We start from the raw sequence: 12,185 nt of genomic DNA, 5'->3' as shown, positions 1-12,185 counted from the left end.
GATTAAGGAAATGCAAGAAAGTGTTACAGCGCCAGAGCGACCAGAACCGCGACTTCCAGCAGTTCCAGCAAGGCGCCAGCGGTGTCACCCGTGGTGCCGCCCAGGCGATTGACCATCAGTCGGCGCAGGCCCATGAAGCAGATTGCAGCGAGCAATACCGCAAGCCCACCCCTGAAGCCGCCGATCAGGATGCAGGCCAGGCCGCTGAGGATCAGTACCTGTTGGCCGACGATCCTCGGTAAATGATCCGACAACGCCTGGCCCAATCCTCCGGCACGCACATAGCGCGTGGTCAGAAACAGCGCCAGCATCGATGCGCGTCCGATCAGCGGCGCCAGGATCAGCGCTACGCCGTCATGTTGCTCGATCAAGGCCACCAAGGCGGTGAACTTGAGCAGCAGCACCAACCCCAGGGTGACCACGGCAATCGGCCCGCTGCGCGGGTCCTTCATGATCGTGAGCGTACGCTCGCGGTCGCCGAAGCCCCCCAGCCAGGCATCGGCGCTGTCCGCAAGACCGTCCAGGTGCAGGCCGCCGCTGAGCAACACCCAGGCCGTCAGCACCAGCGCCGCATGCAATAACAACGGTGCGCCCATCAACGCGGTGTTCAAAGCCCACAACAGCAAACCAAACAATACGCCGACCACCGGATAAAACAGCAGTGAGCGTCCCAGTTCCTGAGGCTGCGGCATGCCCGGCAGACGAATCGGCAGGCTGCTGAGAAATTGCAGGGCGATCCAGAATGGCAGCATGATCACGCCAGCGCCTTTAGCACGCCGTCAGCACAAACTTGCAGGCTGAATAACCCACCGTGACCGACTTCGACATTCAAGAGTTGCTCCCGGGGCAAACCGCGTGCCTGTGCCAATAACAGGCGCATCACGCCGCCATGAGTGACCAACAGCACGCGCTCACCCGCATAAGTCTGGTGCAGGCGTGCGACAGCACCCAACACGCGCTCGGAAAAGTCACTGACAGGCTCCCCTTCCGGCGGCGTGAAACTGTAGGGGTCGGCCCAGAACAGGCCCAGCCCTTCGGCGTCGGTCTCCATCAAGGCCGCCGCGCTCTGCCCTTCCCAGGCGCCGAAGTGCAGCTCTTGCAGTGCCTTTTCCAGCGTTACCGGCACATTGAGCTGAGCGCCCAATTCATCGGCAAACCGCGCGCACCGTTGCAGCGGCGAACTGACCACGCGGTCCCACGGCCCCTGCTCCACTACCGCCGCGCGCATCTGCGCCCAACCCTTGGCGGTGAGTGCGTCGTCCAGGCTGCCACGCAAGCCGCCGCCCAGCTCGGTTTCACCGTGTCGCAGCAGGTCCAGGCGCAAGGTCATGCCGGGCGGCCTGCCACGGCGGCTTCGGCGAAGGTCGCCATCTGCCCGTGCAGCGCACAGGCCAGGCGCAACAACGGCACGGCCAGCGCTGCGCCACTGCCTTCGCCCAGGCGCAGGCCCAGGTCCAGCAGCGGTTGCGCGTCGAGGCTTTGCAGCACATGACGATGACCTGGCTCGGCACCACAATGGCCGAACATCAGCCACTCCCGGCACGCCGGGTTCAAGCGCGTCGCGACCAGCGCGGCGACAGTGCAGATAAACCCATCCACCAGCACCACGATGCCTTCTTGAGCACAAGCCAGATACGCGCCCACCAGGGCGGCAATCTCAAAGCCGCCGAGATTGAACAGGGTAGGCAATGCATCACCGCGCCGTCCGGCGTGTAACGCCAGTGCACGTTCGATCACGGCCACCTTGTGGCTAACGCCCTGGGCATTCAATCCGGTGCCCGGCCCCGTGAGATCACTGACCTGGCAGTCGAGCAAGGCACACGCTAGCGCACTGGCAGCGGTGGTGTTGCCGATGCCCATCTCGCCGCCGATAAACAACTGCGCACCGCTTGCCAATGCACGATGCACGCTGTCGCGTCCGGCTTGCAGGGCCAATTGCCCCTGGACCTCGGTCATCGCCGGACCGTTGACGAAGTTTGCGGTGCCCGCGCCAATATTCAGGTGACGTACACCGGGCAGGTCCAGGGACGGATTCACCGTGCCAAGGTCGACCACTTCCAACTGCGCACCCAGCTGCCGCGCCAACACGCTGATAGCCGCGCCACCCGTGACAAAGTTATGCAGCATCTGCCCAGTGACTTCCTGGGGGAATGCCGACACGCCTTCCGCGACCACGCCATGGTCACCGGCGAAGATGACGACCCACAGCTGATCCACCGACGGTTTGACCTGACCCTGCAAGCCGGCCAATTGCACCGCCAGCGCTTCCAACCGGCCGAGGGAACCGGCCGGCTTGGTCAATTGCTGCTGGCGCGCCAGGGCTTGTTCATACACTTGAGCATCACTCGCCTTACACGGGTTGAGCCACCAGGTGTCAGTCATAACGCAGTACCTTTCAAAGTCAGGGGCAGGCCGGCAACGGTCAGGACCACACGCTGACACTGCTCGGCCAAGGCTTGATGCAGCCAACCGGCTTCATCCACATAGCGGCGAGTCAATTCGCCCAGCGGCACGACACCCAGACCGGTCTCGTTGCTGACAAAAATGATTTCACCCGGCAGCGAGGCCAGGGTTTGCAGCAGTTGATCGCGCTCCAGAGCCAGGCGCTTCGGGTCTTCGAGCATCAGCAGATTGGTCAGCCACAGGGTCAGGCAATCCACCAGCAGGCAGCCCTCGGCAGCCGCGTTTTCGCGCAGCACACGCGCCAGTTCGATGGGCTCTTCGACCAGGCCCCAATGGTCGGGGCGACGTTGACGATGCAAGGCGACACGCTCATTCATCTCGCCATCCAAAGGTTGGCTGGTGGCGATGTAAGTGACCGGCAAAGCGCTGTCGCTGGCGAGTTTTTCGGCAAGACGGCTTTTGCCGGAACGGGCGCCGCCGAGGATCAGTTGGAGCATGAGGCTACACCTTGTTCTGCAGGTCGAATTTTCGAGACTGACACGGTTCCACATTTGGATCGCAGTGCATCAGTTGAATAGTCAGCGCATTCACACACCATTAAATCCCGCACAGTTTGCGTAACAGCTCGGTGTCCAGGTGGTTCTCCACCAAGTCGGCCAGGCGCTCGATATCGCGCTCGCGCAAGGCGTGGTAGTCGACCTCCTGCACATCCTGCAACCCCGCCCAACGCAGCAGCGCACTGCACGCGGCCGGGGTTTCGAACACGCCATGCAGGTAAGTGCCGATGATCTGCCCGTCCGCACTTTGCGCGCCATCGCTGCGGCCGTCATCGAGAAGCACAGCGGCATTCGATAAAGCCTCGCCGGAAGTCACGCCCGCATGGATCTCATAACCGCTGACGTCGGCATCTTCCAGCAATAGACGCCCGCGTACGTTGCGCAGCTGTTTCTCTTCTTCCAAGGTGGTGCTGAACGCCAATAACCCAAGGCCCTCGCTGGAGCCGGCAAGCCCTTCCAGGCCCAGCGGGTCATGCACCTGCTCGCCGAGCATCTGCAAGCCGCCGCAGATGCCAAGCACTTTGCCGCCGTAGCGCAAGTGCCGCGCCACGGCGCTGTCCCAACCGTTGGCACGCAGATAGGCCAGGTCGCTGCGCACGCTTTTCGAGCCAGGGAGGATAATCAGGTCGCCAGCAGGGATCGGCTGGCCTGGCCCGATGAATTGCAAGTCCACTTGGGGATGCAAACGCAGCGGGTCGAAATCCGTGTGGTTGCTGATGCGCGGCAACACCGGTACCACCACCTTGAGTACCTGCGCAGCCTTATCGATCTGGCGCTGATCGATGCCGTCTTCAGCTTCCAGATGCAGGTCCATCACGTAGGGCAATACGCCCACCACCGGTTTTCCGGTGCGCGCTTCCAGCCAGTCCAGGCCCGGTTGCAACAGCGCAATGTCGCCGCGAAATCGGTTGATGATGAAGCCTTTGACCCGTGCCTGCTCGCTGGGCGAAAGCAGTTCAAGGGTGCCGACCAGATGGGCAAACACCCCGCCGCGATTGATATCGGCGATCAGCAGCACCGGGCAATCCACTGCTTCGGCAAAGCCCATGTTGGCGATGTCATTGGCGCGCAGGTTGATCTCCGCCGGGGAGCCCGCGCCTTCCACCATCACGACGGGGTAGGCTTGGCTCAACCGTGCGTGGGAGGCCAGCACCGCCTGCATCGCGATGGCTTTGTAGTCGTGATAGGCCACCGCGTTCATGCTGGTAACAGCGCGGCCGTGGATGATCACTTGGGAACCGGTGTCGCTGTTGGGCTTGAGCAGCACCGGGTTCATATCGGTGTGCGGCGCCAAGTTGGCCGCCTGGGCCTGCACCGCTTGCGCACGACCGATCTCGCCGCCCTCGGCCGTCACGGCGCTGTTGAGCGCCATGTTCTGTGGCTTGAACGGCACCACTGGCACACCCTGGCGCACCAACCAGCGACACAGCGCCGTCACCAAGGTGCTTTTGCCGGCGTCGGACGTCGTGCCTTGCACCATCAACGTACTCATGTCGCGTCCTTATAGGCGGCCAGAGCTTCGTCCAGGCGTTGCCAGTCGGCATCGGTATCCGGCAGGCCAAAACGCAAGCTGCTGTTATGGACAAACAGGCGCAGCAGGATGCCGCGCTGGGCCATGAATTCATGCATGCGTTCGGCGTGCGGCGTGATCAGCCACTGGAACAAGGCGCAACCGCCCTGAGGTTGAAAGCCGTGGCGCTCCAGCGTGGTAAACAAGCGCTGGCTCGCCTCGATGCAGCGCGCGCGTTGCCGCGCATGCCCGGCACTGTCGCGCAGGCAGATTTGGCCCAGCACCCGCGTCGGCCCGCTGACCGCCCAAGGGCCAACCTGCTCGGCCAGCAACTTGAGCAGCTTGCGCTCGGCCAGTACGAAGCCCAGTCGCACACCGGCCAGGCCGAAGAATTTACCGAACGAGCGCAGCACAATCAGGCCGACCTGATGCGCCTGGCCCGCCAGGCTCAATTCCGGGGTCACGTCCATGAACGCCTCGTCCACCACCAACCAGCCGCCGCGCTGGGCCAGCCGCGAGTGCCAGTCCAGCAAGCGTTGCGGGTTCAGGCTCAGGCCGGTGGGGTTGTTGGGATTGACCACCACCAATACGTCAAGGCCATCAAGAAAGAAGTCGACTTCCTGCTCCAGCACTTCGCGCACTACGTAACCGGCGCGGCGCCAGGCTTCGGCGTGTTCGGCATAGCATGGCGACAATACCCCGACTTTGCCGGCGCGACGCAGACGTGGCAGCAACTGAATCGCCGCCTGGGAGCCAGCTACTGGCAACAGATGCGCCGCGCCGTAATACTCGCTGGCGGCCTGCTCCAGGCCGTCATCGGCTTCCGGCAGACGCGCCCAGGCGCGCAGCGGGATCTCGGGGATCGGCCAGGGCCAGGGCGCCAGGCCGCTGGACAGGTCGAGCCAGTCAGCTTCGGCAATTCCGTACTGAATCGCTGCCTTGCGCAGCCGGCCACCGTGCTCAAGCATAAAACTGCCCCCCGACGCATAGGATCAACAGCCACAACCATACGCCGCGCTGCACCAGTTGCCAGCCACGGTCGATGGCGTCCGCATCCGCCGCCGGGCCTTCGCCCAGTGGCGGACGTTGATGCACTTCACCGTGATAGATCGCCGCACCGCCCAGCTCAACGCCGAGCGCGCCGGCACCGGCAGCCATGACCGGGCCGGCGTTGGGGCTGTCCCAGGTCGGGCCTTGGGTGCGCCAGCATTTGAGCGCCAGACGGGTCTTGCCGAGCACGGCATAGGTCAAGGCGACCAGGCGTGCCGGAATGTAGTTCAGCACATCGTCGATTTTTGCCGCAGCCCAACCAAAGCGCTCAAAGCGTTCGTTGCGATAACCCCACATGGCGTCGAGGGTATTGCTCAGGCGATAAAGCACCACGCCCGGCACGCCCGCCACCACGAACCAGAACAACGCGGCGAAGACTGCGTCACTGCCGTTTTCCAGCACCGATTCGGTGGCGGCTCGGGCAACTTCAGTATGGTCCAGTTCGCTGGTCTGGCGGCTGACCAGGTAGCTCACGCGCTTGCGCGCTGCCTCCAGGTCATCGCTGCGCAGGGCCTGGGCCACCGGGATCACATGCTCGCCGAGGCTGCGCATGCCGAGGGCGCAATACAGCGCCAGAATCTCCACTACCCAGCCGATATACGGCGCCCACGACAACGCCGTGGCCAGCAGGGTCAGCGGCACTACGGCGATAAACCACGCGGTCACGCCATGGCTGCGCCAGCCACGGCCACCGGTGTTGAAACGTTGCTCGATGCGCCCGACGAAATTGCCGAATGCCACCAGCGGATGCCAGCGCCTGGGTTCGCCCAGCAGCGCATCCAGCGCCACTGCAGCGACGCACAGCAAGGCCACACTCATTGACTCACTCCCCACACATTCTCATACAACATATCACTCAGCGGCCGAGGCTCGGTCCAGCCTTCGAGTTGCAACATCGGTGCCGGGTAGAACTCCGTTACCGGCCCCAGGCACAACACGGCCAGGGGTTTCGCGCCGGGCGGCAAACCGAGCAGATCGGCCAGGGCCTGGGGTTCGAACAACGAGACCCAGCCCATGCCCAGGCCCTCGACACGCGCGGCCAGCCACAGATTCTGAATGGCACAGGACAGCGAGGCCATGTCCATTTCCGGCAAGGTACGACGGCCGAAGATGTGTCGCTCGCGATCATCCATCAGCGCCGCCACCAGCACTTCGGCGCAGTCGTGGATGCCTTCGACCTTGAGCTTCATGAACGCGTCGGAGCGCTCGCCCAGGGCTTCGGCGGTGCGTATGCGCTCTTCTTCTACTAACTGCTGAATCTGCCCACGCAGTTGGCGATCGCTGATGCGGATGAAACGCCAAGGTTGCATCAGACCGACGCTGGGGGCCTGGTGCGCGGCCTGGAGCAGACGGTGCAGCAATTGGGGGGCGACAGTGCCGCCACTGAAGTGGCGCATGTCACGGCGTTCGGCGATGGCGCGGTAGACGGCTTGGCGGTCAGCTTCGGGAAAGGCGTTGTCAGTCATGGCCTCATCGCGGGCAAGTCGAATCGTCGCACCGCCCCTCCCACATTTTGATCTGTTAACACTGTCGATGTGTGTGGCTTGCCTGCGATAGCGACATCCCGGCCTGGCGCAAACAGTGCGGCTACAGCGGCTGGATTCGACGGAAAATAAAAATGCACGTAAGAAGCCGTCATCCGTCCCTGACGGTAAACCGCCTCGGCACCGCGCCCACCATTGGGGCTCAAACCCCTGGCAATCGGCTGCCAGTCGGTGCTGGTCAGGGAATGGTGATAGGTGTGACCGCGCAGCGTGCCTTCCGGCAACTCGACACTTTGCAGCGCCAGGGCCGCCAGTTTCTTTTGCATCACCGCATCGCCCTGCAACAGGCCCACCAGTTCGGCGCGGGTGCCGTCGACATCGGTGAGCGAGTCCAGCAGGTAGAGCATGCCACCGCATTCGGCGAGCAAGGGTTTGCCGGCCGCATGGTGAGCGCGGATCGCGTCGAGCATCGGGGTGTTTTCCGACAGCGCCTGGTGATGCAGCTCCGGGTAACCGCCGGGCAAGTAGAGGCTGTCGGCATCAGGCAATACGCGATCGTGAATGGGCGAGAAAAACTTCAGCTCCGCGCCCATGGCCCGCAACAGGTCAAGGCTTGCGCCGTAGGTAAAGGCGAAGGCTTCGTCGCGGGCCACCGCAATACGCACGCCATTTAGCAGTGGCTCGGCCTCGATCACTTCCGGTGCCGCAAAGGCGACCGGCGGCGGCAAAGCCACTTCGCAACTGCTGCCCAAGGCTTGGGCAGCGGTGTCCAGGCGCACATCAAGGTCATTCAGTTCGCTGGCTTGCACCAGTCCCAGGTGACGGCTAGGCAGCTCTATACCGGTCTCACGGGACAACGCGCCGTACCAGCGCAGGCCTTCGGTGAGGCTGCCTTCCAGCAATTGCGCATGGCGCAGCGTACCAACGCGGTTGGCCAGCACCCCAGCGAACGGCAAGTCCGGCTGATAACGCGCCAGGCCCAATGCCAGGGCGCCAAAGGTCTGGGCCATGGCCGTGCCGTCGATCACGCCCAGTACCGGCACGCCGAAGTGTCGTGCCAGGTCGGCACTGGACGGTGTGCCGTCAAACAAGCCCATCACGCCTTCGATCAGGATCAGGTCCGCCTCGCCCGCCGCTTCCCACAGCAGGCGGCGACTTTCCTGCTCGCCCACCATCCACATGTCCAATTGATACACCGGCGCACCGCTGGCGCGCTCGTGGATCATCGGGTCGAGGAAATCCGGGCCGCATTTGAAAACGCGCACCTTGCGACCCAGGTTGCGGTGCAATCGGGCCAGCGCGGCGGTGACGGTGGTTTTGCCCTGGCCGGACGCCGGTGCGGCGATCAATACGGCCGGGCAATGACGGGGCTGATTCAAAGTTCGACGCCCTTCTGTGCCTTGATACCGGCCTGGAACGCGTGCTTGAGCATGCCCATTTCGGTGACGGTGTCACCCATTTCGATCAACTCGGGCTTGGCGCCACGGCCGGTGACCACCACGTGCTGCATCGGCGGGCGGGCCTGCAAGTCACTGAGCACCTGGTCCAGTTCGAGGTAGCCGTGCTTGAGGGCGATGTTCAGCTCATCCAGCACGACCATACCGATGCTCGGGTCTTGCAGCAGTTCGCGGGACACCGCCCAGGCGGCTTCGGCCGCGGCGATGTCACGTTGGCGATCCTGGGTTTCCCAGGTGAAGCCTTCGCCCATGATGTGGAAACGTACTTGCTCGGGGAATCGGCGGAAGAACAACTCTTCACCGGTGCTGTAGCGCCCCTTGATGAACTGCACCACACCGCACTGCATACCATGGCCCATGGCCCGGGCCAGCATGCCGAATGCGGAGCTGCTCTTGCCTTTGCCGTTGCCGGTCAATACCAGCAGCAGCCCGCACTCGTTGGGGGAGTTGGCGATGCGCTCGTCGATCACGGCTTTTTTGCGCAGCATGCGCGCCAGGTGGCGTTCGTCGCGGTCGGGGGAATCGGTCATGGCAGCTCTCCGTTGGGGCTGGACAAAAACGGCGGGCAGGAAAAAAGAAAAACAGACAGCCAAGCATCGCCCACCGTGATGCTGTTGGATGTACCAGGCCGGTCTCCGGGCTCATGAGTGGCGCTCCTCTCTTGATTGAAAGAGCGAGCAAGCCGACGTTGCGCCTTCCCATATCGCGAGGCGATACAGTGGCAAAAGGCAGCGTCTTGACTCATCTACCGTTGCGGGGGCAGCGCCGGAATCGCGGCAGCACTGTGTACAAGTGCGCTCACTCACCGGCTTCCCTGTTTCACTCGGTCGACCCATAGGTCACAGAGCACCTGGAACAAGCCGCGAAGGTTAGTGGGTTGGGGGTGGAGCGTCAATGAAAGCTGACCTTGCACTTGAACCATCGCACCGCCGTTCGCCTCTACCCTTACAGGTATAAGGAGAACACCATGCATAAAACAAGACTTGCCCTACTCATCCTGGTCGCCGGCAGCCTCGCCGCCTGCGGTGAAAGCTCCACCCTCCAGGTCTCTGACGGTACCGGGCCTTCGCCCAAGTTGCCGGAACCGAACAAAACCCTGATCCCCACCGTCAATATCGCCCCCGCCATCGGCTGGCCCGAGGGCGTGAAGCCAACGGCCGCCGCCGGTACCCAGGTTGCGGCGTTTGCCGAAGGCCTGGACCATCCGCGCTGGTTGTATGTGTTACCTAATGGCGATGTACTGGTGGCGGAAACCAACGCGCCGCCCAAGCCGGATGATTCCAAGGGCATTCGTGGCTGGGTCATGGAGAAAGTCATGGGCCGCGCTGGCGCCGGGGTGCCGAGCCCGAATCGCATCACGCTACTGCGTGACGCCGACCACGATGGTGTCGCGGAGACGCGCACGGTGTTCTTGGAGAATCTCAATTCGCCATTTGGCATGACACTGGTCGGCAACGACCTGTACGTTGCTGACTCGGACAAGCTGCTGCGCTTCCCCTATCAACCGGGTGACACCGCGATCAAGCAAGCCGGTACCAAAGTCGTCGACCTGCCGGGCGGGCCTTTGAATCACCACTGGACGAAAAACGTGGTGGCCAGCAAGGACGGCACCCAGCTGTATGTGAGCGTGGGCTCCAACAGCAACGTCGGTGAAAACGGCCTGCAAGCGGAAGAAGGCCGGGCGGCAATCTGGGAAGTCGACCGCGCCAGCGGCGAGCACCGCATCTTCGCCTCTGGCCTGCGCAACCCGAACGGTATGGCGTGGGAGCCGCAGAGCGGCAAGCTGTGGACGGCGGTCAACGAGCGTGACGAAATCGGCAGCGACCTGGTGCCGGACTACATCACCTCGGTCAAGGATGGCGGCTTCTATGGCTGGCCGTTCAGTTATTACGGGCAGCACGTCGATGTGCGGGTCACACCGCAGAATCTGGACCTGGTGGCCAAGGCGATTGCGCCGGACTACGCGGTAGGCCCACACACCGCATCCTTGGGACTGACATTCGCCGAGGGCAGCAAACTCCCGGCGCAATTCAGCAACGGCGCGTTTATCGGCCAGCATGGTTCGTGGAACCGCAAGCCGCACAGTGGCTACAAGGTGATCTTCGTGCCGTTCGAAGGCGGGCAGCCTAAAGGGCAGCCGGTGGACGTGCTGACCGGGTTCCTCGATAAGGACGAGAACGCCATGGGCCGCCCAGTGGGCGTGGTGATTGATCAGCAGGGGGATTTGCTGGTGGCGGACGATGTAGGGAATAAGGTGTGGCGGGTGTCGGCCGCTAGATAGCGGAGCAGCAAGCCTTAAGCTTGAAGCTGCAAGGTGGCGCTGCACCGTCTTGCAGCTTGCAACTTGAAGCTTATCGCTGCTTTCAGGGATTCCGCGCCAGATTCGCCGGCAACACACGCTTTGCACTCAAGTAAGCATTCTGCCAATACGCCTTGGACAAAGTATCCAACTTCACCGTACCACCGGTCTGCGGCGCATGTACAAAGCGCCCTTCCCCCACGTAGATCCCGGCGTGGCTGACCTGTGAACCACCACCGGTGGCGAAGAAAAGCAGGTCGCCGGTCTGCAGGTTCTGCTCGCTGACATCCTGGGCGCGCATCACGATCAGTTCACGGGTAGTACGCGGTAGCGAGATGCCGGCAGCGTCGCGAAACACAAAACCAATCAAACCGCTGCAATCAAACCCGGAGTCCGGCGTGTTGCCGCCCCAACGATAAGGCGTGCCGACCAGGCCCAGCGCGCGGAAGAGCACATCTTCAGCCACAGGCGAGAAATTCTGGGTGGAATAGTTGAACACCGGCTTAGGCTTCACCGCGACAGGCGCGGGCGGCGGTGGGCGGCTTGCACAGGCGCTGAGCAGCGCGGCGCAAACAATAAGAATCAGGCGGGCCGAGGTCGACATGTGCAGAACAATCCTGGTCTGGATGCGGCTTTTCGCTGCCGAACGCTGAAAACCAGAACGCGCAAGCAAAGCTCGCGCGAACGGATTACAACAATGTCCAGGGATTCTAGCGCTTACACGTCAAACTTCAAGTATCACTTTAAGTTTACTTGCTAGCGGTAACCGTCGTCGGGGCCATGGCGAGTGCGCGCTTGGCTTCGATGAAGGTTTTGCTCCAGTAGCTGGAGCCCAGGTTATCGACTCGAACACCGCCACTGCGACGGCTACTGGAGTGGATAAACTGGTTATCGCCCAAGTAGATACCAGCATGGCTGACGCGACCACGACCAGCCGTACTAAAGAAAAGCAGATCACCGGGCTTGAGGTTGTTGCGCGAGACCAACGGTGCATTCAGGTTGATCATTTCGCGAGTGGAGCGTGGCAGGTTCATGCCCGCCTCTTCACGAAACAGGTAGCCGATGAAACCGCTGCAGTCAAAACCGGCTTCGGAGGTACCGCCGAAACGGTAACGGGTACCGATCAGGGACATGCCGCGTTCGAGGATGCTGTCGGCGAGAACTGGAAGCTGGTAAGGCTTGCTGCCGGAGAAATCGGCCAGTTCTTTTTCAGTTGCCAGCTCTTCTTCGTAAACAGAGGCAGACTGTGCAGCAACAAATTTGGCCTGGTTTTGAACCTGTGGTTTTTGCTGTTCTGCCACCTGTTGAGGGTGGGATGCGCAACCAAACAACAGGGTAACGAGTGCGAGAGGCACGAGGGGTGCGAAGCGATTTAGCATGGGCACGACCGTGGCTGGTATGTAAAGAAGCCGAGACTATGCCTTC

Annotated in this window: 13 protein-coding genes and 1 riboswitch; of the genes, 1 reads left to right on the top strand and 12 read right to left on the bottom strand. The window is 62.6% G+C overall.

Annotated features, from left to right (window positions below):
* Positions 1-23: 23 nt before the first annotated feature.
* From AACY52_RS18430 to cobO, 10 genes are all read right to left on the bottom strand, one after another.
* A complete protein-coding gene (locus AACY52_RS18430) occupies positions 24-752 on the bottom strand; it encodes an adenosylcobinamide-GDP ribazoletransferase (protein WP_339436322.1) in 729 nt (242 codons plus the stop codon).
* 2 nt (positions 753-754) lie between these two features.
* On the bottom strand, positions 755-1,330 hold the full coding sequence (cobC, locus tag AACY52_RS18425) for an alpha-ribazole phosphatase family protein (protein WP_339416665.1): 576 nt from the start codon (positions 1,328-1,330) through the stop codon (positions 755-757).
* Positions 1,327-2,382, bottom strand: a complete 1,056-nt coding sequence (cobT, locus tag AACY52_RS18420; RefSeq protein ID WP_339560687.1) for a nicotinate-nucleotide--dimethylbenzimidazole phosphoribosyltransferase — start codon at positions 2,380-2,382, stop codon at positions 1,327-1,329. The genes cobC and cobT overlap by 4 nt, the downstream gene beginning before the upstream one ends.
* On the bottom strand, positions 2,379-2,900 hold the full coding sequence (cobU, locus tag AACY52_RS18415) for a bifunctional adenosylcobinamide kinase/adenosylcobinamide-phosphate guanylyltransferase (protein ID WP_339427399.1): 522 nt from the start codon (positions 2,898-2,900) through the stop codon (positions 2,379-2,381). Before cobU ends, cobT begins: the two co-directional genes overlap by 4 nt.
* A 100-nt stretch (positions 2,901-3,000) precedes the next feature.
* Complete coding sequence (locus AACY52_RS18410) at positions 3,001-4,452, bottom strand: cobyric acid synthase (protein ID WP_339416669.1); 1,452 nt, start codon at positions 4,450-4,452, stop codon at positions 3,001-3,003.
* The gene (gene cobD / locus AACY52_RS18405; protein WP_339416671.1) at positions 4,449-5,438 is read right to left on the bottom strand and encodes a threonine-phosphate decarboxylase CobD; all 990 of its coding nucleotides are present in this window, start codon (positions 5,436-5,438) and stop codon (positions 4,449-4,451) included. Before cobD ends, AACY52_RS18410 begins: the two co-directional genes overlap by 4 nt.
* Positions 5,431-6,339, bottom strand: a complete 909-nt coding sequence (gene cbiB / locus AACY52_RS18400) for an adenosylcobinamide-phosphate synthase CbiB (protein WP_339560686.1) — start codon at positions 6,337-6,339, stop codon at positions 5,431-5,433. The genes cobD and cbiB overlap by 8 nt, the downstream gene beginning before the upstream one ends.
* Positions 6,336-6,986 (bottom strand): 5,6-dimethylbenzimidazole synthase, encoded by a 651-nt coding sequence (gene bluB / locus AACY52_RS18395; RefSeq protein ID WP_339416674.1) that lies wholly within the window; start codon positions 6,984-6,986, stop codon positions 6,336-6,338. The genes cbiB and bluB overlap by 4 nt, the downstream gene beginning before the upstream one ends.
* Positions 6,983-8,383 (bottom strand): cobyrinate a,c-diamide synthase, encoded by a 1,401-nt coding sequence (locus tag AACY52_RS18390; RefSeq protein ID WP_339416676.1) that lies wholly within the window; start codon positions 8,381-8,383, stop codon positions 6,983-6,985. Before AACY52_RS18390 ends, bluB begins: the two co-directional genes overlap by 4 nt.
* Positions 8,380-8,991, bottom strand: a complete 612-nt coding sequence (gene cobO / locus AACY52_RS18385; protein WP_339416677.1) for a cob(I)yrinic acid a,c-diamide adenosyltransferase — start codon at positions 8,989-8,991, stop codon at positions 8,380-8,382. Before cobO ends, AACY52_RS18390 begins: the two co-directional genes overlap by 4 nt.
* A 78-nt stretch (positions 8,992-9,069) precedes the next feature.
* Positions 9,070-9,330, bottom strand: a riboswitch (cobalamin riboswitch).
* A gap of 98 nt (positions 9,331-9,428) precedes the next feature.
* Between cobO and AACY52_RS18380 the strand changes: the two genes are divergently transcribed.
* Complete coding sequence (locus AACY52_RS18380) at positions 9,429-10,742, top strand: sorbosone dehydrogenase family protein (RefSeq protein ID WP_339416678.1); 1,314 nt, start codon at positions 9,429-9,431, stop codon at positions 10,740-10,742.
* Between the two features lie 82 nt (positions 10,743-10,824).
* On the opposite strand, the gene AACY52_RS18375 is transcribed toward AACY52_RS18380, so the two are convergent.
* Positions 10,825-11,364, bottom strand: coding sequence for a C40 family peptidase (locus AACY52_RS18375; RefSeq protein WP_339416679.1), 540 nt, complete (start codon positions 11,362-11,364; stop codon positions 10,825-10,827).
* Positions 11,365-11,509: 145 nt separating this feature from the next.
* The gene (locus AACY52_RS18370; protein ID WP_339416680.1) at positions 11,510-12,139 is read right to left on the bottom strand and encodes an NlpC/P60 family protein; all 630 of its coding nucleotides are present in this window, start codon (positions 12,137-12,139) and stop codon (positions 11,510-11,512) included.
* Positions 12,140-12,185: the final 46 nt, after the last annotated feature.

This window comes from Pseudomonas sp. EA_65y_Pfl1_P113 (assembly GCF_963970525.1).
Classification (GTDB): Bacteria; Pseudomonadota; Gammaproteobacteria; order Pseudomonadales; family Pseudomonadaceae; genus Aquipseudomonas; species Aquipseudomonas tritici.
This window is presented reverse-complemented; position numbering and strand designations above follow the sequence as displayed.